The following is a 25462-nucleotide window of genomic DNA, read 5'->3' as shown; positions in this document are numbered from 1 at the left end:
GAATGTCGACTAATCCTGTACTGACGCAAGCAGACTCACCACCCAAGGCGACCCAGGCCCACCTACCGGGTGACGGGCACATGTGGGTGATGGTGCTGGGCGATCTGGTCATCTTCGGTGGCTACTTCATCATCTTCATGATCTACCGGACCATGCATCCGGACGAATTCCTGCGTGCCCAGCAGCATCTCGACATCACCGTCGGTGTCGCCAATACGGTGATCCTGCTGACCAGTTCGTGGCTGGTGGCCCGGGCGGTGCTGGCCACCAGGGCCGGACGTCACGAAGCGGCGATCCGGTTGACCTACGCCGGCGGCGTCGGCGGCCTGATGTTCATGGCCTGCAAGGGTTATGAATGGGTGGTCAAGATCCGGGCGGGGCACACCAACTCCGAGATGTTCTACTCGTTCTACTACGTGCTGACGGGTGTGCACCTGATCCACGTGCTGATCGGGCTCATCGTGCTGGGCGTGATCGTGCGGGAGCTGCGCAATCCGTCGCGGCGCCGGGCGTCGGTGGTGGAGGCGGGCGCGGTCTACTGGCACATGGTCGACCTGCTCTGGGTGATCATCTTCGGCCTGCTCTACGTGGTGAGGTGATCATGACCGACAAGGCTGTGACTCAGACGTGGCTGGTGCTGGTCGCCATCACCGTCGGATCCTGGTGGTTGGCGCCGGCCCAGTACTCGGACGCCCTGCGGGCCAGCGTGCCGATCACCGCGCTGGTGCTCGCGCTGACGCTGATCAAGTCCCGCTTGATCATCCGGCAGTTCATGGAGGTCCGGACCGCGCCACGGTGGCTCAAACTCGCCACCGACGGGTGGCTGGTGGTGCTGTTCGGGGCGGTTTTCACCATCTATCTGATCTGAGCGTTGCGCGGCACAATGGAACGCAATGACGATGAACGCCAAGCGTCGGCGCGTGCACGACAAGCTTGCCGCACTACCGGGAGTGCGGGCCGTGCGACGCCCGGTCAGTCCCGGTTCCGACGAGCTGTTCGACCTGTTCTACGTGCGGGCCGGCCGCAAGTCGGCGCACCCGGTGGTGATCGTTCCGGGAGGCCCCGGCGTCGCGTCGATCCAGCCCTACCGTGCGCTGCGCAGACGTGCGACCGCGGCCGGATTCGACGTGATCATGATCGAGCACCGGGGTATCGGGATGTCGCGCCACACCGATGCGGGCGCCGATCTGCCGCCGGCGGCCATCACCGTCGAGCAGGTGGTCGACGACATCGCCGCGGTGCTCGATGACGCGAGCGTACACGAGGCAGTGCTGTACGGCACCTCGTACGGGAGCTACATCGCCGCCGGTTTCGGGGTTCGACATCCCGACCGGGTCGCGGCGATGGTGCTGGACTCGCCGCTGCTGTCCACTGCCGATATCGAAGCGATGCGCAGTGCCATCCGCGGGCTGCTGTGGGAGGGCACGAACCCGGAGACCGCGGACCTTGCGCCGAAGGTGCGACGCCTGGTGGCCGACGGGGCGTTGGCCACCAAAGGGGGAGAACTGGCCGGCCTGCTGTACGGGCTGGGCGGTGCCGCACTGCTGGACCGCCAACTCGATCTGCTGCTCCGCGGGCGCACCGTGGTGTGGTCGGGGCTGGGCCGGCTGAGCCGGCTCTCGACGCGAAAAGCGCCGTACCGCAACGAGGTAGATCTGGTCGGACGGATCGCGTTCCGGGAGTTGAACTACGCCGGGGTGCCCGATGGGCTGCCGCTGGATCCCGCGCTGGAGATGGCCGACATGATCGGCAGTGCCAAGTTCTACGAACCTTTCGAGGCCGAGCCCTTCGACCTGCTCGCTGAGTTACCGGACTTTCACTGGCCCACCGTCGTGCTGTCCGGTGGCCGGGATCTGACCACACCGCCGGCTGTGGCGGAGCGGATCGCGGCGCTGGTGCCCGGGGCCGTGCTGGTTCGGATGCCGACGGTGGTACACAGCGTGATCGACACCCGCGAACGTGCCGCATTCGCGGTGATCCGTGCGGTACGCGACGGTGTGGCCGAACAACTTTCGGCCACCGCCGCCGAGCTGGACGCCCTGCCGGCGCGCCCCGTCGTCCGGGCGGCGGTGTCTGCGATCTCGGTCGCCACCGTCGTGGAGACGGCGCTGCCCACCGCCAAATGGCTCTGCCCGGAAACTACTTGAGGAAACCGATCTTCGAGTAGTCGGCGTCGGCCAAGCCGAAAGCCCCGAAATTGGCCAGGCTGCTGCGCACCGCGACGTTTCCGGGCGACTGGAACAGCGGCAGGCTGAACACCTCTTCGAACAGCATCTGGTCGAGCTCGTTGGCCAGCGTGCGCGCCTTGACCGGGTCCAGTTCTTCCAGCGTCTGCTCGATCTTGGCGTCGATCTCCGGGCTGCCGATCTTGCCGAAGTTACTGGCCCCGTCCTGCGCGTAGATCTGGGTCAGCGAGCTCAGCGGGAAAGCGTCACCGAGGAAGGCGAACTGGGCGATGTCGAAGTCGCCCTTGATGATGTAGTTGGTGAAGAACCCGGTGCCGGGCTTGGTGTCGAGCTTCAGGTTCACCCCGATCTGGCCGAGCATGTTCTGCGCGATCTGGGCCACCTGGCGGGTGCTGCCCGCGTCGTAGAACACATTGCGGATGACGAGTTCCTTGCCGTCCTTCTCCCGGAACTGGCGTCCCTCAGGCACTTTCCAGCCCAGGGCGTCCAGTTCGGCCTTCGCCTTCTCGGGGTCGAACGCCACCGACGCGGCGTTGTCCTGGTAGCCCTGCTGGCCCGCGACGAAGATGTGGTTGTTCAGCGGCACCGGATTGTCGGTGAGTCCCCGCTGGGTGATGTTGGCCAGCGCCTGCCGGTCGATGCCCTTGGCGACCGCACTGCGCAGCGCCGGGTCGGCGAGGATCGAGCCGGGCGCGCCGTTGAAGGTCAGGTGGTACCAGCTGGCCGACGGTGCCCGTCGGATGCTGATCCCCGCGGTCTTGCGCGCGATGGTCAGTTCGTCCAATGATGCGGTGCCCGTGGCGTCGATGGTGTTGTTCTGCAGCGCGGGGATGCGCGCTGCGTCGTCGAGCACGAGGTAGGTGATGGTGTCGAGCAGCGGCGGGGCGCCCCACCATTTCGGGTTGCGGGTCATCGTGATCCGCTGGGCACCCCGGTCGATGTTGGAGACCAGGAACGGCCCCGCCGACGGCCCGGGCTCTGTGAGCTGAGCCTTGTTGAACGCCTCGGGGGTGGCGGTCATGCTCTTGGGGAGCAGTCGGCCGTTGCCCGCGAACATGCCCTTCCAGTCGGCATACGGTTTGGCGAAGGTCATCACGGCCTGGCGGTCGTCCACGCCACGGGTCACGGAGGCGACCCGCTCGAAGCCGTTGGGTGCGGCGATGACGAACGCGGGGTTCTTCCCGCTGTTGGCCTCGGACTGGGACTTGATGTCCTCCCAGGTGATCGGCGTGCCATCGGTCCACACCGCCTTGGGGTTGATCGTGTAGGTCACCACCTGCGGGCTGGCGCTGGTCAGTTCGACGTTGGTGAAGTAGTCGGTGTTCACCGTCGCCGATCCGTCGGCGGCGATCACGAACGCGCGCGGCAACGTGGGCCTGGTGAGCGAGCCGACATCGCCGGTATTGCCGTCGAGGTGCAGCGGGTTGAAGTTCGACGGGAACTCGGTCAGGGCCAGGCGCAGGTTGCCGCCCTGCCGCAGATTCGCGACATCCTGTGGATTGATGTCGTTGGTGCTACCGAGCTCGGCGTTACCGCCGGCCGAAGGGGCTTCCCGATCGCCTCCCGAACACCCGGCCAGGGCCAGTGCGGTGACGGCTGCGACGACGGCGAAACGCTGGAACTTGAACCGCTTGAACCCGTTCACCCAGACGATGCTAGATGCCGACACCAATAGATGCGGCGATACCTAACCGTTGACCGGCTTTGGTTGCGGAACCGCGGCCAGCAACTTGCGGGTGTAGGCGTGCTGTGGGTTGGCGAACACCTCGTCGCCGGAGCCCTGTTCGACGACCGCGCCCTTGTACATCACCGCGACATCGTGGGCCAGGTGCTTGACCACCGAAAGATCGTGGGAAACGAACAGGTAGGCCAGGCCGAACTGGTCCTGCAGGTCCAGCAGCAGGTTGATGATCCCGGCCTGGATGGAGACGTCCAGCGCGGAGACCGGTTCGTCGAGCGCGATGATCTTGGGCTGCAGAGCCAAGGCGCGGGCGATCCCGATGCGCTGTTTCTGCCCGCCGGAGAACTCGGCCGGGTAGCGGCCGGCGTCGGCGCGGCGCAGGCCCACCAACTCGAGCAGCTCGGCCACCCGTTCGTCGATCCGCGGTTTGTCGAAACCATTGGCGGTCAACGGCTCTGCCAACACATCCGATACCGGTAGCCGCGGGTCCAGGGACGCCACCGGATCCTGGAACACCACCTGAAGGTCGGTGCGCAGGGCGCGGCGGGTCCTGCGGTTCAGGGTGGCCACGTCAGATCCGAGTACTTCGATCGAACCCGATTGCGGGGCAGACAGATTCAGGATCTGGTGCAGGGTGGTGGACTTGCCCGACCCGGACTCGCCGACGATGCCGAGGGTCCGGCCGCTGCGCAGGTCGAAGCTGACGTCGTCGACGGCCCGGACCTCACCGACCTGCCTGCGCAGCACCACCCCTTTGGTCAGCTTGTAGGTCTTGGACAGGTTGCGCACCCGCAGCACCACGTCGGCCTCGGCGGGCTGGGCCTCGGGGGCGACGGCGCCGGTGTCGGCCACCTGGTAGATCTCAGCGGCGCTGCGCCCGCTGACCTGGTCGGTGCGGATACACGCGGCATCGTGGCCCGGAGCCAACTCGATCAGCTCGGGTTCGGCGGCCTCGCATTCGTCGATGGCCAGCGGGCAGCGCGGGGGCGAACGGGCAACCGTGCGGCGTCGTGGTGAGCGACGGTGGTGCGCCGGGGATCGGCACCAGGCGGGTGCCCTGCGGGGCATCCAGCCGTGGCACCGAGCCGAGCAGGCCGACGGTGTAGGGCATCCGGGCCTTCTCGTACAACCGGGCCACCGGGGCGTCCTCGACGGCCCGCCCGGCGTACATCACCATGGCCCGGTCGGCGAATTCGGCCACCACACCGAGATCGTGGGTGATGATCAGCACGCCGGCGCCGGTGACGTCGCGCGCGGTCTTGAGCACTTCGAGAATCTGGGCCTGCACCGTGACGTCGAGGGCGGTGGTGGGCTCGTCGCAGATCAGCAGATCGGGGTCGTTGGCGATGGCGATCGCGATGACCACCCGCTGGCGTTCACCGCCGGACAACTCGTGCGGGAAGGCCCGGGCACGCTGCTCGGGCTGGGCGATGCCCACCAGCTCGAGCAGCTCGACCGCCCGGGTACGGGCCGCGCGCCTGCCCAGGTCGCGGTTGTGGACGGTGAGGGCCTCGGCGATCTGGTCGCCCACGGTGTAGACCGGGGTGAGGGCGGACATCGGGTCCTGGAACACCGTGCCGATGGTGTTGCCCCGCACCTGTGACATCTGGGCGTCGGACAAGCCGACCAGTTCCTCGCCGCGCAGCCGCACCGACCCGGACACCTCGGCGAATTCGGGCAGCAGCCCGACCACGGCCATGGCACTGGCGGATTTCCCGGCACCGGATTCGCCGACGAGCGCGACCACCTCGCCGGCGTCGACGTGAAAGTTCAGGCCCCGCACCGCGTGTACCGCGTCGGTGTCGGTGGGGAAGTCCACCGTCAGATCGGATACTTCGAGGAGGCGGGTCATCGGCGGGCCCTCTTCCGCCGGCGCAGCCGGCCGCTTCCCGGGTCGAGTGCGTCCCGCAGGCCGTCACCGATCAGGTTGGCGCACAGGATGATCAGCACCAGCACCCCGGCCGGGAACAGGAACACCCAGGGGAACGTGGTGGCGGATTTGGTGCCGTCGGCGATCAGCGTGCCCAGCGATACGTCGGGCGCTTGGATACCGAATCCCAGGTAGCTCAAACCGGTTTCGGACAGGATCGCCACTCCGACGTTGAGTGCGGTGTCGATGATCAGGATGGATGCCACGTTGGGCAGGATGTGGCGCACGATGATGCGCCAGCTGCTGACGCCCATATAGCGGGCAGCCAATACGAATTCGCGTTCCCGCAGGCTCAGGGTCATCCCGCGCACGATGCGCGAACTGATCATCCAGCTGAACGCCGAGAGCAGCACGATCAGCCAGAACACCCGGTCGGACTGGCTCAGCCGCGGCGTGACGATCGCGATCAGGATGAAGCTGGGTACCACCAGCAGCACGTCGACGATCCACATGAGCGTGCGATCGCGCCAGCCGCCGAAGTATCCGGCCACCGAGCCGACCGTGGCGGCGATGACGGTCGAGATGAAAGCCACGCAGACACCGATCAGCATGGATTTCTGCATGCCGCGCAAGGTTTGGGCGAAGATGTCCTGCCCGAGTGCGTTGGTGCCGAACCAGTGGTCGACCGACGGCGGCTCCTGCAACGCGTAGTAGTCGAGGTCCGAATAGCTGTAGGGCAGCACGGACGGCAGCGCGTAGCAGGCCACGAACATGATCACGAGCAGGGCCAGTGAGACAACGGCGGGCCAGTTGCGCAGGAACCGCCGGAACACCAGGGTGCGCCGGGTGGCGAACTCCTCGGTGTGCAGACCCGAGCGGGCCGCGGCGGCATCACCGGTGGGGGCGGAGGTCTGGGTCATGTGACTCTCACCCTCGGATCCAGCATCGCGTAGATGACGTCGGAGAGCAGGCCGGCAACCAGGATCACGGTGCCGGTGAACACCGTGATGGCCGCGATGATGTTGGTGTCCTGGGTGGCGATGCCCTGTACCACCCATTCGCCCATGCCATGCCAGCCGAAGATCTTCTCGACGAACACCGATCCGGTGACCAGCCCGGCCACGCCGTAGGCGAACAGCGTGGCCATCGGGATGAGTGCGGTCCGCAGCCCGTGCTTGAACAAGGCGTGCCGCCGGGTCAGCCCTTTGGCCCGCGCGGTGCGGATGAAGTCCTGGCCGAGCACGTCGAGCATCGCGTTGCGCTGGTAGCGGCTGTAGCCGGCGATGGCCATCAGCGCCAGCGTGAACGTCGGCAACACGAGGTGCTGTAGCCGGTCGACGAACTGGTCCCAGGCGCCGCCTACGGGCACCGGCGCGGTTTCCCCCGTGTATTCGAAGATCTGTACGCCCAGTATCGAGTTCACGTTGAGCGCGGCCAGGATCAGCATGTTGGCGATCACGAACGATGGCGTGCTGATCACCAGCAGGGACAACACGGTGATGACGCGGTCCGACAGCCGGTATTGGCGGATCGCGCCCCAGGCCCCGACCACCACGCCGATCACGGCGCCCGATATCGCGCCGATGACGAGCAACCGCAGCGTCACCCCGATGCGCCGCCACAACTCGTCGCTCACCGGCTGTCCGGTCACGGTGGTGCCGAAGTCGCCGCGGACCGCGCCGGCGGCCCAGTTCGCGTAGCGCAGCGGGATGGGCTGGTCGAGACCGAGTTCAGCGGCTTTGGCGTCGATCGCGGACTGCGGGGGCCGTGGATTGCGCTGCTCGAGGCTGTCGAGGGGTTTGAAGTTCAGAGACGTCAGCGTGAACGTCAGGAACGATGCCAGGGCCAGCAACACGATGTAATTGAGCAGCCGGCGCGCCAGAAAGCGCGTCATCCGGTTGTTCCTGCCCACGGCTGCATGCCAGACAGGGTAGAGCAGCCGGGAACCGGAATCCGGTCAGTGCGCGATGTGATGCTTCGGCGCGCCCGCACTCGGTGGGTAACTGACAGTGGAGCCACAGCCCTGGCATAGAAATCAGGGGTTCACTGAAATACATGAAGGTCAGCGGGCTCAAGAATGTGAAAGTGATCGCTGCGGTAGCCGGTGGCGCGGCAGTGGTGGGACTGGGAGTCATCGGTGCCATCTCCGACGGCACCGGGGCCGGCTCTCCGGCGCTGGCGTCCGGATCCCACATGAACGTCGGCCAGACCAGCACCGAGACGACGCCTCCGACCGCGCCCGAGGTTTCGATGGCCGTGCCTGCGATGAGGGGCTACACGCCGCCGTCCGGGTTCGCCGTCACGCATTGATCGCCGGGCGAGGCTCCGGGTAACGGTTTCACCTCCGGCCGCAGCGGTTATACGAGGCTGCGGAGGTGAGCGCATTGAGTAGCGCACAGGGAAACAATCAGCGAAATCTGAAGTTCGTCGCCGCCGGGCTCGGAGCCCTCGGCGGGTTAGCCACGGCCGTGATCGGTGTAGGGATGGGTGGCGGCCACATCGGAGCCCAGCAGCGGGTCGAACCGCCTGCCATCACCACTGGGCAGACCGTCACCGAGACGACTGCGCCGAGTGCTCCTGAGACGTCCGAGGCCACACCGACGGTCTCGGCGACGACTCCGCCCGGGTTTGCCACACCGCACTGATCACCGCTGATCTCGCCGCTGGGGCCGGCGGGCTGCCGGTTTCCTCGCCAGTCGGTTCGCGGTAGGCAGGTCGGTGTGACAGGAGACGAACGCAACAAGCGGACCAAGTACGTGATGGCCGGTGTGGGAGCGATCGCACTGGTGACGATGGGGGCATTCGGCGCGACGATGGCCGTGGCGCCGAGCAGTGGGGCGGTGCCGGCGGTCAACGTCGGCGAAACCGTAACGAAGACAACGGCTCCCGCTGAGCTGGAAACCTCATTTGCGAAACCCACGGTGAAGGTCGAACTGCCCGACGGCTACGGCAACTAGCGTCGGGGGTTCGGCACTTCGCCGATGCTGGTGACAGTCGGCTCGGCGGTCGACGCCGGTCCGGTGCGGGTGGCCTTGATCTGGACCCGGTCGTCGACGCCGAACGAGGGCGTGACGGAGGTGGGCAGAACGTAGCTCTGCGTGAACCCGTCGTTGCTGCGCACCGTGACCGAGGTTGGCGTCAGTTCGGTGATCGTGCCGGTCTGGGTCAGTTCGGTGGAGTAGCCGCCGCCGTCGCGGTCGGCCAGTACGGCCTCGCTGTGGAGCGTGGCCGGTGCGGGCTGATCGCGTGGACCGTCCATCCACGGTGGCGGGCCGCCTTCGGCATTGGGTGGCCCGCCGTGCCCTGGGCCTTGGCTGTCGGTGGCGGCGTACACCGCCGCGCCCCCGAGTCCGGCAATCGCCGCGGCAATGCCCAGCGCAGCGGCCGTATGTCGGATGCTCATGCGGTCCACGGTGCAGGTGTTGTCTGTGAGTCGGCTGTGTAGCCCCTCAGCGTGGGATATGGCGATCTTTCACAGCTTGCGCATAGACAGGACACAGTGTGGGCCTATTGGCGCGACGAATAATGACTGCGTGAGTATGACCACCAACGGCACCGATTCAGAGTCCGGGCGCGCCGTCATGCGGCGTGCCGACGGCAACCCGATCCAGGTCCTGGTGGTCGACGACGAGCCCGTACTGGCCGAACTGGTGTCGATGGCGCTGCGCTACGAGGGCTGGGACATCGCGACGGCGGGGGATGGCGCGAGTGCGATCGCCGCGGCCCGGGAGAACCCGCCGGATGTGGTCGTCCTCGATGTGATGCTGCCCGATATGAGTGGTCTGGACGTCCTGCGAAAGCTGCGCGAACAGATCCCCGGCCTGCCCTTGCTGCTGCTGACCGCCAAGGATTCGGTCGAGGACCGCATCGCCGGACTCACCGCGGGCGGCGACGACTACGTCACCAAGCCGTTCAGCCTGGAGGAAGTGGTGCTGCGGTTGCGGGCGCTGCTCCGGCGCACCGGGGTGACCAGCGAGGACGGCGGCGCCAAGATCGTCGTCGGCGATCTGGTGCTCGACGAGGACAGTCACGAGGTGACCCGCGCTGGTGACCCGATCACGCTGACCGCCACCGAGTTCGAACTCCTGCGGTTCATGATGCGCAACGCCAAGCGGGTGTTGAGCAAGGCTCAGATCCTGGACCGGGTGTGGAGTTACGACTTCGGCGGCCGGTCCAACATCGTCGAGCTGTATGTCTCGTATCTGCGCAAGAAGATCGACAGCGGACGGGAACCGATGATCCACACGCTGCGCGGTGCGGGTTATGTCCTCCGGCCCGCGCGCTGAGGTGACGGCCGGGACCGCAAGCGCCACTCGGTGGTGGTCACCGCGGACCTGGTCGCTGCGCGCCCGTCTGGTGGTCACCCAGGTGGCACTCCTGGCCGTGGTGTGCGCCAGTATCGGGGTGGCGACAGAGTTTGCGCTGCAACGGTTCCTGATGAACCAGCTCGACGATCAACTGATCGAGGCGGGCCGGCGCTCCGCTGCCATCTTCGATCTACCGCCTCCACCACCTGGATCCCCGCCGCCGCCGGGGATGCACGGTCACCATCGCTTCCCCTTCGACCCGGAGGAGGGGCCGGGCCCCGGATTCCTCAACGCACCGGGACAGGCCGCGCGCACGGTCGGGGCCGTGGTGGCGCCGAACCGGCCCGTGGACGCGGGCGTGATCACCGCCGAAGGGGAGCGGATCGAGGTCAGCGGCGCTGCGGCCGAACAGCTTTCCCAGATTCCGCCGAACCGGATCCCCGAAACCGTCGAGCTCGACGGACTGGGCCGTTACCGGCTGATCGGCCTGCATTCGCGCCATGGCGGCCCCCAGACCATCGTGACCGGCCTGCCGACCGCCGTCGTCGACGACACCCTGCTGTGGGTGCTCGGAATGTTCTGTGTGCTGGCGGCCATCGCGCTGATCGCCGCGACGACTGCGGGCACGCTCATCATCCGGCGTCAACTCGCCCCGCTGTCAAGGGTTTCGGCTGCGGCGCGAAAGGTGGCCGATCTCGAACTCGACCGTGGCGAGGTGGAACTGCCCACGCCGATCGTCCCGGTGGACCCGGCCAGCGCGCACACCGAGGTCGGTCAGCTCGGCACCTCGCTGAACCGGATGCTCGACCGCATCGCCAGTGCGCTCTCGGCCCGGCACGCCAGTGAGACCCGGGTGCGCCAGTTCGTCGCCGACGCCAGCCACGAGTTGAGGACGCCGCTGGCCGCGATCCGCGGTTACACAGAGCTGGCCCAGCGCAAGCGTGACGACCTGCCCCCCGATGTGGCCCACGCGATGAACCGGGTGGAGTCCGAGACGACACGGATGACGCAGCTGGTCGAGGACATGCTGCTGCTGGCCCGCCTCGACGCCGGGCGGCCGCTGGAGCGGGACAGCGTCGACCTGTCCCGGCTCGTGGTCGACACGGTCAGCGACGCGCACATCGCAGGCCCGGACCACCAGTGGTCGCTGGACCTGCCCGATGACCCGGTGCTGGTCGAGGGCGATGAGGCCAGACTTCATCAGGTGCTGGCGAATCTGCTGGCCAACGCCCGGACCCACACTCCAACGGGGACCTCGGTGACGGTGTCGCTGAACGTGGACGGCAAAGACGGGAGCGCGGTACTGCTGAGCGTGGCCGACGACGGCCCCGGCATACCGGCGACGCTGCTGCCCGACGTGTTCGAACGGTTTGCCCGCGGCGATTCGTCGCGGTCACGGCGTGAGGGCAGCACCGGGCTCGGCCTGGCGATCGTCGCCGCGGTGGTCAAGGCGCACGGCGGCACCATCGAGGTGAGCAGTGCCGCGGGTTCGACCACGTTCGTGGTGCGCTTGCCAGGGTCGAGCTCACAGAGCACACACAGGATGGACCAATCGGATACCTAGCGGCCGCGGCAACGATGTAGGGGTGACCCTGGTTGCCGCAGATCCCGCTGCCGAGGTGGAGACGGCAACGCCGGCCGCCTCGGGGCCTGCCCGTACGAAGCCCGACCTCTCCGGCCCGGTAGCCCAACGCTTCACGCTCGCCGTCCTGCTGGTGGGCACCGCTCTTCTCTACCTGTGGAACCTGTCGAGCAGTGGGTGGGCGAACGCGTTCTACTCGGCCGCGGCGCAGGCCGGGGCCGAGAACTGGACCGCGATGCTCTTCGGGTCCAGCGACGCGGGCAACGCCATCACCGTGGACAAGACGCCCGCGGCACTGTGGGTCATCGACATCTCGGTGCGCCTGTTCGGGCTGAGCTCGTGGAGCGTGCTGGTGCCGCAGGCGCTGATGGGGGTCTGTGCTGTCGCGGTGCTCTACGCCGCGGTGCGCCGGGCGGCCGGCCCATGGTCCGGCCTGTTGGCCGGCGCCGTACTGGCGCTGACGCCGGTGGCCGCGTTGATCTTCCGGTTCAACAACCCAGACGCACTCCTGGTGCTGCTGCTCGTCGCGGCGGCGTACTGCATTCAGCGCGGAATCGAAAAGGATGCCAGCCGTTGGTGGTTCGCCGCCGCGGGAGCCGCGGTCGGCTTCGGGTTCCTGGCCAAGATGCTGCAGGCGTTCCTGGTGCTGCCCGCCTTCGTCGGGGCGGCCCTGATCGCCGGTGACCGTCCGCTGGGCCGGCGTGTGCTCGATGTCGTCACGGCCGGGGCCGCCATGGTCCTCAGCGGTGGCTGGTATCTGGTGCTGGTGGAGCTGTGGCCGAGCTCGGCGCGACCATACATCGGTGGTTCGCAGAACGACAGCATCGTCGAATTGGCGTTGGGCTACAACGGTTTGGGGCGACTGACCGGCGATGAAACGGGCGGTCTGGGCAACCTCAACTTCGATGTGGGACCGGGCCGGTTGTTCGGATCGCAGATGGGCGCCGACATCGCCTGGCTGCTGCCGGCAGCCCTGATCTGCCTGGCAGCCGGCCTCTACCTGACCCGCCGGGCCGCCCGCACCGACCCGACCCGTGCCGCTCTGATCCTGTGGGGCGGTTGGCTGTTGGTCACCGCCGTGGTGTTCAGCTTCATGAACGGCATCGTGCATCCCTACTACACCGTGGCGCTCGCCCCTGCGATCGGCGCGGTGATCGGGATCGGCGCCACGCTGCTGTGGCAGTACCGGGGCGATATCCGGGCCGCCACGGCGATGTCGGGCGGGGTGCTGGTCACCGCGATCCTGGCGGCGGTACTGCTGGCCCGCAACGACGATCCCTATCCGTGGCTGCGGGCAGCGGTGGCGGTGATCGGAGTGGGTGCGGCGGTTCTCCTGCTCGTGGTCGCGCGGTCGGACCGTCCGATGGTGCGGGCGACCACGGCGCTGGCCATCGCCGCCTGTCTGGCGGGCCCGGCCGCATACTCGATCGCCACTGCGGCGAGCCCGCACAACGGGGCGATACCGTCCGTCGGCCCGTCGCGCGGCGGAGGATTCGGCGGACTGTTCGGAGCTCCTGAACCGGGGCCGACCTTGACCGCGACCCTGGCCGCCGATGCCGACCGTTACCAATGGGCGGCAGCCGTGGTGGGTTCATCGAACGCCGCCGGATACCAATTGGCCACCCGGGCACCGGTAATGGCCGTCGGCGGTTTCAACGGCACCGATCCGGCGCCGAGGCTTCAGGAGTTCCAGCAGCTGGTCGACGACGGTGCGATCCACTTCTTCATCCGGTCCCACATCATGGCGGGCGGCTTCGGCGGACATACCCCCAGCGGCAGCCAGGCGGCCACCGAGATCGCGGAATGGGTACAGGCCCACTACAACCCGATCGCCGTCGACGACGTCACCATCTACGACCTGACTCAACGTGCGACGAACACATAGCAGGCGCATAGCTTCGCCCCACTCAGATCACAAGCCGCGGGAGAACGATGAAGTCATGACAACCTTGGTCCAAGCCCCCGAGCAGCGATTCCAATTCGCGTCCCGGCCGAACGCCGCACTGGCCGCCCGGGAGGCCGGGGTTCCAGTGCTCGACGTTGTCGTGCCGGTGTACAACGAGCAGGCCGCACTTGCCCATTCGGTGCGGCGGCTGCACCGCTACCTCGAAGAGAACTTCGCTGTGCCGGTGCGCATCACCATCGCCGACAACGCCAGCATCGACGACACCCCGCGCATCGCCGCCGAGCTGGCTGCCGAACTCGACGGCGTGCGGGTGGTGCGACTGGAGGAGAAGGGCCGCGGACGCGCCCTGCACGCGGTGTGGTCGACCTCGGACGCGCCGGTGCTGGCCTACATGGACGTGGACATGTCCACCGACCTGGCCGCGCTCGCACCGTTGGTCGCGCCGCTGATCTCAGGTCATTCCGATCTGGCCATCGGTACCCGGCTGGGCCGCGGCTCACGGGTGGTCCGTGGTGCCAAGCGCGAATTCATCTCGCGCTGCTACAACCTCATCCTGAAGTCGGCTCTGGCAGCGCGGTTCTCGGATGCACAGTGCGGTTTCAAGGCGATCCGCGCCGACGTCGCCCGCCGGCTGCTGCCGCATGTCACCGATACCGGATGGTTCTTCGACACCGAGCTGCTGGTGCTGGCCGAGCGCAGTGGCCTGCGCATTCACGAGGTACCGGTGGACTGGGTGGACGATCCGGACAGCCGGGTCGACATCGTCGCCACCGCCACCGCCGATCTCAAGGGCATCGGCCGGTTGCTCCGCGGATTCGCCAATGGCTCGATCCCGGTGAACACCATCGCGGCGCAACTCGGATCGTCGCGGAAATCGGCTGCCCCGCGGTCCCTGCTGCGCCAGGCGGTGCGGTTCGGCGCCGTCGGCGTCGTCTCCACCCTGGCCTACCTACTGTTGTTCACGGCGCTGCGGGCCGGCGTCGGCGCCCAGGCCGCCAACCTGATCGCCCTGTTGGTGACCGCGATCGGAAACACCGCGGCCAACCGGCGGTTCACGTTCGGTATCGCAGGGGCGGGCAACATCACCCGCCATCATCTCGAGGGCCTGACGGTGTTCGCCATCGCGCTGACGATCACCAGCGGATCGTTGGGACTCTTGCACGCCGTGGCCCCCGTGCCGCACCGCGGCATCGAACTCGCGGTATTGGTGGCAGCCAACCTGCTGGCCACCGTGGTGCGCTTCGTGTTGTTGCGGGGATGGGTATTCCATCCCTCGCGGACACAGCGTGCCGCCGGGCCGGACGGGGAGACAGGACTGTGACGGCCATCGTCGAGACGGCACCAGGCGCCGCGGCAGAGCCCGCGGAATCGCCGAAGCCGTTGAGCCCGCGCTGGGTTCGGCCCTCCTACTGGGTTCTGCTGGCCGGCACCGCGGTGCTCTACCTGTGGGGTCTGGGATCGTCGGGGTGGGCCAACAGCTACTACGCCGCCGCGGCCCAGGCCGGTACCCAGTCCTGGAAGGCCTGGCTGTTCGGATCGCTGGACGCCGGCAACGCCATCACGGTGGACAAGCCGCCCGCCGCGATGTGGGCGATGGGGTTGTCAGGCCGGCTGTTCGGCTTCAACGAGTTCACCATGCTGCTGCCGCAGGCACTGATGGGCGTCGGTGCGGTGGCACTGCTCTACGCCACGGTGCGCCGGACCAGCGGTCCGGCCGCCGCACTGATCGCCGGGGTCGCGCTGGCGTTGACACCGGTGGCGGCCTCGATGTTCCGCTACAACAATCCCGATGCACTCCTAGTGCTGCTGTTGGTGCTCGCGGCCTACTTCATGGTGCGCGCGGTCGGGCCGGTGTCGGCCAGGGCCAGCGCGGGGTGGGTGGCACTGGCGGGATGCGCGCTGGGTTTCGCCTTCCTGACCAAGATGCTGCAGGCGTTCCTGGTCGTGCCGGGGCTGGCCTTGATGTTCCTGGTCGCCGCACCCGCGGTGAGCATCTGGAAACGATTGGGCACCTTGCTGATCGGCGCGGCGACGATGATCGCCTCGTCGGGTTGGTACATCGCGCTGGTGGCGCTGTGGCCGGCGGACTCCCGGCCGTACATCGCCGGCTCGACCGACAACAGCCTGCTGCAGCTGGCATTCGGCTACAACGGCCTCCAGCGCATCATGGGACAGGAAGGCCCGGGACCGGGCCACGGCCCTGGCCCCGGCGGACCCGGTCATGGGCCGGGCGGCGGCGCCAACCTGATGTTCGGCGGCGATCCCGGGATCGGCCGGATGTTCGGGATGTCCATGGGCACCGAGGCATCGTGGCTGCTGCCCGCCGCACTGATCGGCCTGGTGGCCGCGCTGTGGCTGACGCGGCGTACCGCGCGGACAGCCGGGCTGCGGGCCGGCCTGCTGATGTGGGGCGGCTGGATGCTGGTCACCGCCGTGGTGTTCAGCTTCATGGACGGGATCATCCACCCGTACTACACGGTGGCGCTGGCGCCTGCCGTGGCGGCGCTGGTGGGCATCTCCGTCGCCGAACTGTGGCGGGTACGCGAACGGCTGGCGTCGCGGCTGGTGCTCGCGGTGATGCTGGCCGGCACCGGGGTGTGGGCATTCGTACTGCTCAACCGGACACCCGACTGGCTGCCGGCGCTGCGCTGGATCGTGCTGATCGGCTCGGTGCTGACCGCGGCTGTCCTGGTCGTGGTCGCCTACCGCCCGGGCAAGCTGACCGCGGTGGTTGCCCTGGCCGCCATGGTCCTCGGGTTGGGTGCGACCGCGGCCTACACCGTCGAGACGGTGGCCGCCGGTCACAGCGGTGGACCGATCGCCACCTCGGGACCCAAGCGGGACAACGGCTTCGGCGGGCCGGGCGGACCCGGCGGGCCGCCTCCTGGCTTCGGGCGGGCCGACGACCCGGCGCTGGCCGAGCTCATCGCGGGTGCCGACGGCCGTTGGGCCGCAGCGAGTGTGGGATCGATGATGGTCAGCGACCTCGAACTCAAGACGGGGGAGTCGTTGATGGCGATCGGCGGGTTCACCGGCAGCGACAACTCGCCGACACTCGCGCAGTTCCAGCAGTATGTGTCCGACGGACAGGTCCGGTATTTCCTGGATCGCCAGGAGGGCGGCCGTGGCGGGCCTCCCGGTCCGTCACGCGAAGAGCACGGCAGCGCCGCCCAGATCACCGATTGGGTCAAGGCCAACTTCACCAAGACCATGGTGGGTGACGTCCCGGTGTACGACCTGTCGGCACCACGTACCTGACCATCTGACCGCGACGGCCGTCCTGCAACCCCCCGGCAGGACGGCCGTTGCTCGTTCATGCACCCATCGACTCAGCCTGATTCTGCCGCTGGCGGGGCCACCCGTTGCGGGGCTAGCGTCGAATCATGTCTGTCACCGACCAGTACCTGGCCAACAACGAGGTCTACGCCACGACCTTCACCGGGCCGTTGCCCCTGCCGCCGAGCAAGCACGTCGCGGTGGTGGCGTGCATGGACGCCAGGCTGGACGTCTATCGCATCCTCGGTCTGGGTGACGGCGAGGCGCATGTCATCCGCAACGCGGGCGGTGTCATCACCGACGACGAGATCCGGTCGCTGGCCATCAGTCAGCGTCTTCTGGGGACCAAGGAGATCATCCTGATCCACCACACCGACTGCGGCATGCTGACTTTCACCGACGACGGGTTCAAACAGCAGATCCAGGACGACACCGGTATCAAGCCGAACTGGGCGGCCGAGTCGTTCATCGACCTCGAAGAGGATGTGCGCCAGTCATTGCGGCGGATCGAGGCAAGTCCGTTCGTCACGAAGCACGAATCGTTGCGCGGCTTCATCTTCGACGTCGCCACCGGCAAGCTCAACGAGGTCACGCTGTGAGGCTCACCCCACCTTGTACGTCGCGAGGGCCTTGGCCACCGCCTCGCCGTCGGGCGTGACGATATCGACGTCGCAGTTCACCAGGGACCTGCCCTGGCGCAGCACCCGCCCGAGGCCGATCAGATCCGTGGCCCGCGCCGGCGCCAGGTAGCTGATGGTCATCGAGACCGTCACTCCGCGAAGCGAATCCGGAACCTCGGCCTGCGCCCAGGCCGCGGCCATCACCGTGACATCGGCCAATGCCGCGATCGCACCGCCGTGCACCATGTCGGCGATCGTGATGTTCGAGGGATCCCACGGCAGCCGCAGCCGGACTTCGGGGCCTTCCAGCGTCTCGGCGACGATCCCGAGTTTGGCCACAAAGGGCGACTGGGGCAGGAACTGCGCCATCACGGCCGGGCCGGTCTGGATACTCATGGCCGCCAGTGTGTGCCGCCGGTGGTCAGCGTCTCAATTACCTGCGGGGTAACCACTGCGGTCGCCGGCTGGCATGGGCCGGTGTGATGTCCGGACCCGAGAACCCGGCGTTCCCGCGGGGCATGGCGCTGCTGGTGGCCGGCAGCCTGTTCATGGAAATCCTCGACGCCACGATCATCGCGCCGGCCATCCCGCTGATCGCCGCGTCGTTCGGGGTGGAGGCCATCGACGTCAATGTGGCGATCTCGGCCTATCTGGTGACGGTTGCGGTGCTGATCCCGGCCAGCGGATGGCTGGCCGACCGGTTCGGCACCCGACGGGTGTTCATCGGGGCCATCGCGGTGTTCACCCTGGCCTCGGTCGGCTGCGCGGTGAGCGCGTCGCTACCGATGCTGGTGCTGATGCGGATCTTGCAGGGGGTCGGCGGCGCCATGATGGTGCCGGTCGGCCGGCTGGCGGTGTTGCGGCAGAGCGGCAAGGCGGACCTGGTCCGTGCCATCGCCTTGTTGACCTGGCCCGCGCTGACCGCGCCGGTGTTGGCCCCGGTGCTGGGTGGGGCCATCGCGACGCTGGGCAGCTGGCGATGGATCTTCGCGGTGAACATTCCGATCGGCGTGATCGGAATTGTTCTCGCGCTCAAACTCGTCCGCGGTGAGCCGCAGCCCACGACCCGATCCCTGGATTGGCCGGGTCTGCTGGCGCTGGGCTCGGGGATTGCTGCGGCTCTGATCGCCCTGGAGAACATCCGGGTGTCGGGGACCGATTGGGGGTTGGTCGCGGGGTGCGGCGTCGCAGCCGTCCTGCTGCTCGCCGGCGCGGTGTGGCGGCTGCTCACCGCGACGGCCCCGCTGGTGCAGTTGCGGGTGCTGCGGGTGCACACGCTGCGCATCACCGTGGTGGCCGGGTCGCTGTATCGCCTGGTGATCACCGCGGTGCCGTTTCTGCTGCCGCTGCAGTTCCAGCTGGAGTTCGGCTGGACGCCGCTGGCCGCCGGTGCCATGGTGGCCGCACTGTTCGCCGGGAACCTGACCATCAAGCCGGCCACCACGCCGCTCATGCGCAGATTCGGCATCCGCACCGTGCTCCTGGTCAACGGGCTGGCCTCGGTCGCGTGCTTCGGCCTGCTGGCCCTGTTGCAGCCAGGGCTGCCGGTGGCGGTGATGGCCGTGATCCTCTATCTGAGCGGGGCGCTGAGGTCGATCGGCTTCACCGCCTACAACAGCCTGGCCTTCTCCGACGTCGACGGAGAGGAGCTGACGCATGCCAACACGCTCAATGCGTCGGTGCAGGAACTGGCGGCCGGGCTCGGGGTCGCAGTGGCAGCGCTGCTGCTCAGCCAACTCACCTCGTATCCGGTGACCTATCTGGTCCTCGGTGCGTTGCTGGCGCTGACGCTGGTCGCAACGGTGCGCTTGCCCAGGCGGGCGGGCGCGCACGTCACGGGGCACCGGGCCTGACCATCAGACTCCATTGACACCGCGGCGGCCCGGCGATAGATTCCTGGCCATGCTTGCAATTCTGGCCATTCCTACCAACTTAATGGGGAAGTGATGACCACCGCGCAGAAATCCGAAGCAGGTCGAGCCGGCCGCTCAGGTAATTATGAGCTGAGCCACCTGCGGTCCCTCGAGGCCGAGGCCATCCACATCATCCGCGAGGTGGCCGCCGAGTTCGAGAAGCCCGTGCTGCTGTTCTCCGGCGGCAAGGACTCGATCGTCATGCTGCACCTGGCGGTCAAGGCGTTCGCGCCCGGACGGCTGCCGTTCCCGGTCATGCACGTCGACACGGGTCACAACTTCGACGAGGTCTACGAGGCTCGCGACGAACTCGTCGAGCACTACGGTGCGCGTCTGGTCGTCGCCAAGGTGCAGGACGACATCGACGCCGGCCGCGTCGTGGAGACCATCCCGTCGCGTAACCCGATCCAGACCGTCACACTGCTGCGCGGCATCCGGGAGAACAAGTTCGACGCCGCCTTCGGTGGAGCCCGGCGCGACGAGGAGAAGGCCCGCGCGAAGGAGCGGGTGTTCTCCTTCCGCGACGAGTTCGGCCAGTGGGACCCCAAGGCCCAGCGCCCCGAGCTGTGGAACCTGTACAACGGCAGGCACCACAAGGGCGAGCACATCCGTGCCTTCCCGATCTCCAACTGGACCGAGTTCGACATCTGGTCCTACATCGGCGCCGAGAAGATCAAGCTGCCGTCCATCTACTACGCGCATCAGCGCCAGGTGTTCGAGCGCGACGGCATGCTGCTCGCGGTGCACAAGCACATGCAGCCCCGCAAGGACGAACCGGTGATCGAGAAGACCGTGCGGTTCCGCACCGTCGGCGACGTCACCTGCACCGGTTGCGTGGAGTCCACGGCGGCAACGGTTTCGGAGGTCATTGCCGAGACCGCGGTGTCCCGGCTCACCGAGCGTGGCGCCACCCGCGCCGATGACCGGATCTCGGAGGCCGGAATGGAAGATCGCAAGCGCGAGGGGTACTTCTGATGTCGACTTTGCTGAGAATTGCCACCGCGGGATCCGTCGACGACGGTAAGTCCACGCTGATCGGCCGGCTGTTGTTCGACTCCAAGGCGGTTATGGAGGATCAGCTGGCCGCCGTCGAGCGCACCTCCAAGGAGCGCGGCCACGACTACACCGACCTGGCGCTGGTCACCGACGGCCTGCGTGCCGAGCGTGAGCAGGGCATCACGATCGACGTCGCCTACCGCTACTTCGCCACGGCCAAGCGCAAATTCATCATCGCCGACACCCCGGGGCACATCCAGTACACCCGCAACATGGTGACCGGTGCCTCTACCGCACAGCTGGTCATCGTGCTGGTCGACGCGCGCCACGGTCTGCTCGAGCAGTCCCGCCGGCACGCGTTCCTGGCCTCGCTGCTGGGCATCCAGCACATCGTGCTGGCCGTGAACAAGATGGACCTGATCGACTGGGACCGGGAACGCTTCGAGGCGATCCGCGACGAGTTCCATGCGTTCGCAGCGCGATTGGACGTCCACGACGTGACGACGATCCCGATGTCGGCGCTCAACGGCGACAACGTGGTGACGAAATCCGATGTGACGCCCTGGTACGAGGGACCGTCGCTGCTGAGCCACCTCGAAGACGTCTACATCGCCGGTGACCGCAACCTGGTCGACGTGCGCTTCCCGGTGCAGTACGTCATCCGCCCACAGACCCATGAGCACGCCGACCACCGCAGCTACGCCGGCACCGTCGCCAGCGGTGTGCTGCGCCCCGGTGACGACGTGATCGTGCTGCCGGCCGGAAAGCCCACCCGCATCACCCAGATCGACGGCCCGAGCGGCGTCGTCGACGAGGCGTTCCCTCCGATGGCGGTGTCGATCAGCCTGTCCGACGACATCGACATCTCCCGCGGCGACATGATCGCCCGGCCCAACAACCAGCCCCGCGTCACCCAGGACTTCGACGCCACGGTGTGTTGGATGGCCGACGAGTCGTCGCTGGAGCCCGGGCGCGAGTACCTGATCAAGCACACGACCCGCACCACCAGGGTCAAGGTCACCGGTCTGGACTACCGCCTCGACGTCAACACCCTGCATCGGGACAAGTCCGCGAGCGCGCTCAAACTCAATGAGCTGGGCCGTATCTCGTTGCGTACGCAGGCCCCGTTGCTGCTCGACGAGTACAGCCGCAATGCGGCCACCGGATCGTTCATCCTGATCGATCCCAACACCAACGGCACCGTCGGCGCCGGCATGGTGTTGCGCGACATCCGCAACGAGACCGCGAGCCCCAATGCGGTGCGGCACGAATCGCTGGTCACCCCCGGCGATCGACTCAGCCGTGGGCGCACCGTGTGGTTCACCGGCCTGTCGGGTTCGGGCAAGTCCTCGGTGGCGATGCTGGTCGAGCAGAAGCTGCTCGAAAAGGGCGTGCCGGCATACGTTCTGGACGGTGACAACCTGCGCCACGGTCTCAACGCCGACCTCGGCTTCTCGATGGCCGACCGCGCCGAGAACCTGCGCCGGCTGGCGCATGTCGCCTCGCTGCTGGCCGACTCCGGCCAGATCGTGCTGGTGCCCGCGATCAGCCCGCTGGAGGAGCACCGTGAGCTGGCGCGAAAGGTGGCCAACGAGGGCGGCGTCGACTTCTACGAGGTGTTCTGCGACACCCCGCTGGAAGACTGCGAACGCCGTGACCCCAAGGGCCTGTACGCCAAGGCGCGGGCCGGTGAGATCACCCACTTCACCGGTATCGACAGCCCGTACCAGCGGCCGAAGAACCCGGATCTGCGTCTGACGCCGGACCACAGCACCGCTGAACTGGCCGACATGGTGATCGAGCTGTTGGAATTACCGTCGTGAACGATCACGAACTGGCTGCCCGGCTGGCCACCAGGGCCGGGGACCTGCTGCTCGACGTCCGCGCCGACTACGCCGATGCGCCGGCTGCCGAGCGAAAGGCCGCAGGCGACAAGCAGTCCCACGACTTCCTGATGGCCGAGCTGGCCGCACTGCGTCCCGGTGACTCGGTGCTGTCGGAGGAGGCGACCGCCGATCAGCGGGCCGACCCGGCACGGCTGAGCGCCGAACGGGTCTGGATCGTCGACCCGCTCGACGGCACCCGGGAGTTCTCCGAGCTCGGCCGCGACGACTGGGCCGTGCACGTGGCCCTGTGGAGTGCGGGCGAACTCGTGGCGGGGGCGGTCGCACTGCCCGCGCAGAACACCACGCTGTCCACGCCCGACGTGGCCGCACCGCGGCCCTTCGACGGCCCGCCCCGGGTCGTGGTGTCGCGCACCCGACCGCCCGCGGTGGCGCTGGCGGTGCGGGAGGCGCTGGGCGGAACGCTGGTTGAAATGGGTTCGCCGGGGCCAAAGTGGCCGCGGTGATCCGCGGGGTCGCCGATGTGTACGTGCATGCCGGTGGCCAGTACGAGTGGGATTCGGCCGCGCCCGTCGCGGTGGCCCGCGCGGCCGGCCTGTACACCTCGCGCATCGACGGATCGCGGTTGGTCTACAACTCGGCCGATCCGACGCTGCCCGACCTGATCGTGTGCCGGCCCGAGCTGGCCGAGCGGGTACTGGCCGTCACGGCGGGGTAGGCCACTAGGCTTGCCAGATGAGCCGCCCCACACTCCGCGAACTGGCCAGCCTGCCCGCCGCACCGGCCCGCCTCGCCGATTCCACCCTGGTTCTGATCGACTGTCAGAACACCTATACCCAGGGAATCATGGAGCTCGACGGTGTCCAGGCCGCCCTCGAACAGACGGCGCAACTGCTCGACCGGGCCCGCAGCGCCGGCATCCCGATCATTCACATCCAGCACTCCGACGGCCCGGGTTCGCTGTATGACATCGACGGTGAGAGCGGTGCGATCGTCGCGTCGGTGGCCCCGCGCGAGGGAGAACCGGTGGTGGTCAAGCAGTTCCCCAACTCGTTCGTGCAGACCGATCTCGACGATCGGCTGAAAGGCCTCAACGCGTCGAACTTGGTGCTGGCCGGATTCATGACGCACATGTGCGTCAACTCCACCGCGCGCGGCGCTTTCAACCTCGGATATGCCCCGACCGTGGTGGCCGCCGCCACCGCCACCCGCACACTGGCCGGTCCTGACAGCGCCCCCGTGCCGGCCGCGGTCATGCAGTCGGCGAGCCTGGCCGCGATGTCGGACCTGTTCGCCGTCGTCGTGCCGGATGCCGCGGGGATCCCTGATTAGGCGCGGGCGATGAGTGAGCTGGCACAATCCTGAGCATGCGGATGTCGGCGAAGGCGGAGTATGCCGTCCGCGCCATGGTCCAGCTCGCCACGGTCGAGGACGGCGAGCTGGTCAAAACCGACGACTTGGCCAAGGCGCAGGGCATTCCGGCGCAGTTCCTCGTCGACATCCTCACGGCCCTGCGGACCGACCGTCTGGTGCGCAGCCATCGAGGCCGCGACGGTGGCTACGAGCTGGCCCGTCCGGCGGGCGAGATCAGCATCGCCGACGTGCTGCGCTGCATCGACGGACCGCTGGCTAGTGTGCGTGACATCGGCCTGGGGGATCTGCCGTACTCCGGTCCGACGGCAGCACTTACCGACGTCTGGCGTGCGCTTCGGGCCAGCATGCGCTCGGTGCTGGAGGAGACCAGCCTGGCCGACGTGGCGGCGGGCACGTTGCCCGGTCATGTCGACACGCTCGCCGACGCCTACCGCGATCAGGAACACAAGCGCGGACACCGCTAGTCGCCGTCGTCAGCCCCCGTACGGGCGGGTGATGATCTCCAGATAATGCCCGGACGGGTCCTGGAAGTAGACCCCGCGGCCGCCGTCGTTGTGGTTGATCTCGCCCGGGTGCTGACCGTGCGGATCGGCCCAGTGCTGCATACCGCGGTCGCGGATCTTGCCGTAGATCGAGTCGAACTCGTCCTCGGACACCAGGAATGCGTAGTGCTGCGGCCGGATTTCCTCGTCGGCACCGACCTGGGCGTAATCGAGACTCACTCCGTGATTGATCGTCACGGCGAGAAACGGGCCGAACTCCTGCGGGCTGGGCAGGCCGAACAACTCGGTGAAGAACTCGGCCGAGACCTGCCGATCCTTGGCGGCGACGATGGTGTGGTTGAAGGTGATAGCCATATCAATCCAGTAAACCGCTGGACTGGCAGCCCCGGCAACGGTGCAGGATGGGGCCATGCCCAACACCCAGATCCTGGCCGGGCCACAGGTGCGGCTGCGGCCGCCGGTCGTCGAGGACGCCGAGGCCCTGTACGCCCGCATCGCCTCCGATCCCGAGGTGACGCGGTATCTGTCCTGGTGTCCCCATTCGGGGGTGGCCGAAACGCGCCGGGTCATCACGACGTTGTTCAACGTCGGTGACGAGCAGACCTGGTTGGTCGAAGTCGACGGCCAGGTGGCCGGGCTGTGCGCGCGGCGACGCCCGCAGCCGTACGCGGTGGAACTCGGCTACTGCCTGGCCCCGCAGTGGTGGGGGCGCGGCCTGATGTCGGAAGCGGTTTCGTTGATGCTGGCCGATCTACGGTCCGATCCCACGGTGTACCGGGTCACGGCGTACTGCCATGCCGACAACGCCGGCTCTGCCGGGGTGCTGCGGCGGTGTGGTCTGTCACTGGAGGGAAGGCTCGCGCGGTACGCGATGTTCCCCAATATCAGTGACGAACCACAGGACGTGCTGTTGTTCGGGAAGGCGGTGCGGTGATGGGCACATTCGATATTCGCGGGCTGCGGCGTCCGGTGGTCGTGGCGCCGATGGCCGGTGGCCCCTCGACCCCGGAGCTGGCCGCGGCGGGAAGCAACGCCGGCGGGCTGGGATTCCTCGCAGCCGGCTATCTGACCGCCGACGGACTTGCCGAAAGAGTCACCGCGGCGCGCAAGCTGACCACCGAGCCGCTGGGCGTGAATCTCTTTGTGCCGCAACCCAGTGCGGGTACACCAGAACAGATCCAGGCCTACGCCGCGCAACTGGCCGGTGAGGCGCAGCGTTACGGTGTGGCCCTGGGTGACCCGCGCTACGACGACGATGCGTGGGCCGCCAAGCTGGATGCGGTATTCGATCTACGGCCCGAGGTGGTCTCGTTCACCTTCGGATTGCCCGGCGAGGCGGAGATCGCCCGGTTGCGTGGTGCCGGAATCACCACGGTCGGGACCGTGACGACGCTGGTCGAGGCT

Annotated in this window: 25 protein-coding genes and 2 pseudogenes; 20 read left to right on the top strand and 7 right to left on the bottom strand. The window is 67.8% G+C overall.

The window, feature by feature from the left end; genetic code table 11:
* Positions 1–2 precede the first annotated feature (2 nt).
* Genes TX88_RS20280 through TX88_RS20270 form a run of 3 tightly spaced genes read left to right on the top strand, consistent with a single transcriptional unit; the run spans position 3 to position 2147 of the window.
* A complete protein-coding gene (locus TX88_RS20280; RefSeq protein WP_110918109.1) occupies positions 3–599 on the top strand; it encodes a cytochrome c oxidase subunit 3 family protein in 597 nt (198 codons plus the stop codon).
* 2 nt (positions 600–601) lie between these two features.
* Positions 602–868: a cytochrome C oxidase subunit IV family protein gene (locus TX88_RS20275; RefSeq protein WP_044521445.1), complete on the top strand. Its 267-nt coding sequence runs from the start codon at positions 602–604 to the stop codon at positions 866–868.
* Positions 869–893: 25 nt separating this feature from the next.
* Complete coding sequence (locus TX88_RS20270; RefSeq protein WP_044519677.1) at positions 894–2147, top strand: alpha/beta hydrolase; 1254 nt, start codon at positions 894–896, stop codon at positions 2145–2147.
* Here the strand turns inward: TX88_RS20270 and TX88_RS20265 are convergent.
* The 4 genes and pseudogenes from TX88_RS20265 to TX88_RS20250 form a co-directional block, all read right to left on the bottom strand.
* Entirely contained in the window at positions 2140–3831 is a 1692-nt protein-coding gene (locus TX88_RS20265; protein WP_044519676.1) for an oligopeptide ABC transporter substrate-binding protein OppA, read from the bottom strand. The two genes, TX88_RS20270 and TX88_RS20265, sit on opposite strands and share 8 nt — an antisense overlap.
* Before the next feature lie 42 nt (positions 3832–3873).
* Positions 3874–5719: pseudogene (locus tag TX88_RS20260) on the bottom strand (ABC transporter ATP-binding protein).
* Positions 5716–6657, bottom strand: a complete 942-nt coding sequence (locus tag TX88_RS20255; protein ID WP_044519675.1) for an oligopeptide ABC transporter permease OppC — start codon at positions 6655–6657, stop codon at positions 5716–5718. Before TX88_RS20255 ends, TX88_RS20260 begins: the two are co-directional and overlap by 4 nt.
* Positions 6654–7631: an oligopeptide ABC transporter permease OppB gene (locus TX88_RS20250; protein ID WP_044519674.1), complete on the bottom strand. Its 978-nt coding sequence runs from the start codon at positions 7629–7631 to the stop codon at positions 6654–6656. The genes TX88_RS20255 and TX88_RS20250 overlap by 4 nt, the downstream gene beginning before the upstream one ends.
* Before the next feature lie 161 nt (positions 7632–7792).
* Between TX88_RS20250 and TX88_RS20245 the strand changes: the two genes are divergently transcribed.
* The 3 genes from TX88_RS20245 (at position 7793) to TX88_RS20240 (ending at position 8694) form a co-directional block, all read left to right on the top strand.
* Positions 7793–8047 (top strand): hypothetical protein, encoded by a 255-nt coding sequence (locus tag TX88_RS20245; RefSeq protein WP_044519672.1) that lies wholly within the window; start codon positions 7793–7795, stop codon positions 8045–8047.
* A gap of 65 nt (positions 8048–8112) precedes the next feature.
* Positions 8113–8382 (top strand): hypothetical protein, encoded by a 270-nt coding sequence (locus TX88_RS33425; protein WP_084622035.1) that lies wholly within the window; start codon positions 8113–8115, stop codon positions 8380–8382.
* Between the two features lie 75 nt (positions 8383–8457).
* Entirely contained in the window at positions 8458–8694 is a 237-nt protein-coding gene (locus tag TX88_RS20240) for a hypothetical protein (RefSeq protein ID WP_235732578.1), read from the top strand.
* Here the strand turns inward: TX88_RS20240 and TX88_RS20235 are convergent.
* Positions 8691–9140, bottom strand: a complete 450-nt coding sequence (locus tag TX88_RS20235) for a hypothetical protein (protein WP_044519671.1) — start codon at positions 9138–9140, stop codon at positions 8691–8693. The two genes, TX88_RS20240 and TX88_RS20235, sit on opposite strands and share 4 nt — an antisense overlap.
* Before the next feature lie 178 nt (positions 9141–9318).
* Here TX88_RS20235 and TX88_RS20230 point away from each other — a divergent pair, with 178 nt between their 5' ends.
* The 6 genes from TX88_RS20230 to TX88_RS20205 all read left to right on the top strand — a co-directional run bounded on the left by TX88_RS20230 (position 9319) and on the right by TX88_RS20205 (position 17407).
* Positions 9319–10023 carry a response regulator transcription factor gene (locus TX88_RS20230; RefSeq protein ID WP_044521442.1) on the top strand — a complete coding sequence of 235 codons (705 nt, stop codon included), beginning with the start codon at positions 9319–9321 and terminating at the stop codon, positions 10021–10023.
* The gene (locus TX88_RS20225) at positions 10001–11608 is read left to right on the top strand and encodes a sensor histidine kinase (protein ID WP_044519670.1); all 1608 of its coding nucleotides are present in this window, start codon (positions 10001–10003) and stop codon (positions 11606–11608) included. Before TX88_RS20230 ends, TX88_RS20225 begins: the two co-directional genes overlap by 23 nt.
* A 151-nt stretch (positions 11609–11759) precedes the next feature.
* Entirely contained in the window at positions 11760–13511 is a 1752-nt protein-coding gene (locus TX88_RS20220) for a glycosyltransferase family 39 protein (RefSeq protein WP_409365896.1), read from the top strand.
* A gap of 55 nt (positions 13512–13566) precedes the next feature.
* A complete protein-coding gene (locus TX88_RS20215; RefSeq protein ID WP_044519669.1) occupies positions 13567–14853 on the top strand; it encodes a bifunctional glycosyltransferase family 2/GtrA family protein in 1287 nt (428 codons plus the stop codon).
* Positions 14850–16790 (top strand): ArnT family glycosyltransferase, encoded by a 1941-nt coding sequence (locus TX88_RS20210; RefSeq protein ID WP_044519668.1) that lies wholly within the window; start codon positions 14850–14852, stop codon positions 16788–16790. The genes TX88_RS20215 and TX88_RS20210 overlap by 4 nt, the downstream gene beginning before the upstream one ends.
* Before the next feature lie 125 nt (positions 16791–16915).
* Positions 16916–17407: a beta-class carbonic anhydrase gene (locus tag TX88_RS20205; protein WP_044519667.1), complete on the top strand. Its 492-nt coding sequence runs from the start codon at positions 16916–16918 to the stop codon at positions 17405–17407.
* A gap of 3 nt (positions 17408–17410) precedes the next feature.
* Here the strand turns inward: TX88_RS20205 and TX88_RS20200 are convergent, their stop codons facing one another.
* Positions 17411–17800: a PaaI family thioesterase gene (locus tag TX88_RS20200; protein WP_044521437.1), complete on the bottom strand. Its 390-nt coding sequence runs from the start codon at positions 17798–17800 to the stop codon at positions 17411–17413.
* Between the two features lie 146 nt (positions 17801–17946).
* On the opposite strand from TX88_RS20200, the gene TX88_RS20195 reads away from it, so the two are divergent.
* The 6 genes and pseudogenes from TX88_RS20195 (at position 17947) to TX88_RS20170 (ending at position 24019) form a co-directional block, all read left to right on the top strand.
* The gene (locus tag TX88_RS20195) at positions 17947–19281 is read left to right on the top strand and encodes an MFS transporter (RefSeq protein WP_162563213.1); all 1335 of its coding nucleotides are present in this window, start codon (positions 17947–17949) and stop codon (positions 19279–19281) included.
* Between the two features lie 93 nt (positions 19282–19374).
* On the top strand, positions 19375–20316 hold the full coding sequence (cysD, locus tag TX88_RS20190) for a sulfate adenylyltransferase subunit CysD (RefSeq protein WP_044519665.1): 942 nt from the start codon (positions 19375–19377) through the stop codon (positions 20314–20316).
* Complete coding sequence (gene cysC, locus TX88_RS20185; protein WP_044519664.1) at positions 20316–22160, top strand: sulfate adenylyltransferase subunit CysN; 1845 nt, start codon at positions 20316–20318, stop codon at positions 22158–22160. The genes cysD and cysC overlap by 1 nt, the downstream gene beginning before the upstream one ends.
* A pseudogene (locus TX88_RS20180) lies at positions 22157–22899 on the top strand (3'(2'),5'-bisphosphate nucleotidase CysQ). The gene cysC and the pseudogene TX88_RS20180 overlap by 4 nt, the downstream one beginning before the upstream one ends.
* Positions 22900–22916: 17 nt before the next feature.
* Complete coding sequence (locus TX88_RS20175; protein WP_044519663.1) at positions 22917–23513, top strand: cysteine hydrolase family protein; 597 nt, start codon at positions 22917–22919, stop codon at positions 23511–23513.
* A gap of 35 nt (positions 23514–23548) precedes the next feature.
* Positions 23549–24019 (top strand): Rrf2 family transcriptional regulator, encoded by a 471-nt coding sequence (locus tag TX88_RS20170; RefSeq protein ID WP_044519661.1) that lies wholly within the window; start codon positions 23549–23551, stop codon positions 24017–24019.
* Positions 24020–24028: 9 nt separating this feature from the next.
* Here the strand turns inward: TX88_RS20170 and TX88_RS20165 are convergent, their stop codons facing one another.
* On the bottom strand, positions 24029–24412 hold the full coding sequence (locus TX88_RS20165) for a VOC family protein (RefSeq protein ID WP_044519659.1): 384 nt from the start codon (positions 24410–24412) through the stop codon (positions 24029–24031).
* A 55-nt stretch (positions 24413–24467) separates the two neighbouring features.
* Between TX88_RS20165 and TX88_RS20160 the strand changes: the two genes are divergently transcribed.
* Both TX88_RS20160 and TX88_RS20155 read left to right on the top strand, forming a co-directional pair.
* Positions 24468–24992, top strand: a complete 525-nt coding sequence (locus TX88_RS20160) for a GNAT family N-acetyltransferase (protein WP_044519658.1) — start codon at positions 24468–24470, stop codon at positions 24990–24992.
* Positions 24992–25462 (top strand): nitronate monooxygenase (locus TX88_RS20155; RefSeq protein WP_044519657.1); only part of this gene is annotated, 471 nt, incomplete at its 3' end. The genes TX88_RS20160 and TX88_RS20155, both read left to right, overlap by 1 nt.

This window comes from Mycolicibacterium septicum DSM 44393 (assembly GCF_000455325.1).
Taxonomy (GTDB): domain Bacteria; phylum Actinomycetota; class Actinomycetes; order Mycobacteriales; family Mycobacteriaceae; genus Mycobacterium; species Mycobacterium septicum.
This window is presented reverse-complemented; position numbering and strand designations above follow the sequence as displayed.

Excerpts from the sequence above, each read along its gene's own strand:
- TX88_RS20280 (WP_110918109.1), top strand. The coding sequence starts at position 3 with ATGTCGACTAATCCTGTACTGACGCAAGCAGACTCACCACCCAAGGCG.
- TX88_RS20275 (WP_044521445.1), top strand. The coding sequence starts at position 602 with ATGACCGACAAGGCTGTGACTCAGACGTGGCTGGTGCTGGTCGCCATC.
- TX88_RS20270 (WP_044519677.1), top strand. The coding sequence starts at position 894 with ATGACGATGAACGCCAAGCGTCGGCGCGTGCACGACAAGCTTGCCGCA.
- TX88_RS20255 (WP_044519675.1), bottom strand. The coding sequence starts at position 6,657 with ATGACCCAGACCTCCGCCCCCACCGGTGATGCCGCCGCGGCCCGCTCG.
- TX88_RS20250 (WP_044519674.1), bottom strand. The coding sequence starts at position 7,631 with ATGACGCGCTTTCTGGCGCGCCGGCTGCTCAATTACATCGTGTTGCTG.
- TX88_RS20245 (WP_044519672.1), top strand. The coding sequence starts at position 7,793 with ATGAAGGTCAGCGGGCTCAAGAATGTGAAAGTGATCGCTGCGGTAGCC.
- TX88_RS20235 (WP_044519671.1), bottom strand. The coding sequence starts at position 9,140 with ATGAGCATCCGACATACGGCCGCTGCGCTGGGCATTGCCGCGGCGATT.
- TX88_RS20230 (WP_044521442.1), top strand. The coding sequence starts at position 9,319 with ATGCGGCGTGCCGACGGCAACCCGATCCAGGTCCTGGTGGTCGACGAC.
- TX88_RS20225 (WP_044519670.1), top strand. The coding sequence starts at position 10,001 with ATGTCCTCCGGCCCGCGCGCTGAGGTGACGGCCGGGACCGCAAGCGCC.
- TX88_RS20215 (WP_044519669.1), top strand. The coding sequence starts at position 13,567 with ATGACAACCTTGGTCCAAGCCCCCGAGCAGCGATTCCAATTCGCGTCC.
- TX88_RS20205 (WP_044519667.1), top strand. The coding sequence starts at position 16,916 with ATGTCTGTCACCGACCAGTACCTGGCCAACAACGAGGTCTACGCCACG.
- TX88_RS20195 (WP_162563213.1), top strand. The coding sequence starts at position 17,947 with ATGGCGCTGCTGGTGGCCGGCAGCCTGTTCATGGAAATCCTCGACGCC.
- cysD (WP_044519665.1), top strand. The coding sequence starts at position 19,375 with ATGACCACCGCGCAGAAATCCGAAGCAGGTCGAGCCGGCCGCTCAGGT.
- cysC (WP_044519664.1), top strand. The coding sequence starts at position 20,316 with ATGTCGACTTTGCTGAGAATTGCCACCGCGGGATCCGTCGACGACGGT.
- TX88_RS20175 (WP_044519663.1), top strand. The coding sequence starts at position 22,917 with ATGAGCCGCCCCACACTCCGCGAACTGGCCAGCCTGCCCGCCGCACCG.
- TX88_RS20170 (WP_044519661.1), top strand. The coding sequence starts at position 23,549 with ATGCGGATGTCGGCGAAGGCGGAGTATGCCGTCCGCGCCATGGTCCAG.
- TX88_RS20165 (WP_044519659.1), bottom strand. The coding sequence starts at position 24,412 with ATGGCTATCACCTTCAACCACACCATCGTCGCCGCCAAGGATCGGCAG.
- TX88_RS20160 (WP_044519658.1), top strand. The coding sequence starts at position 24,468 with ATGCCCAACACCCAGATCCTGGCCGGGCCACAGGTGCGGCTGCGGCCG.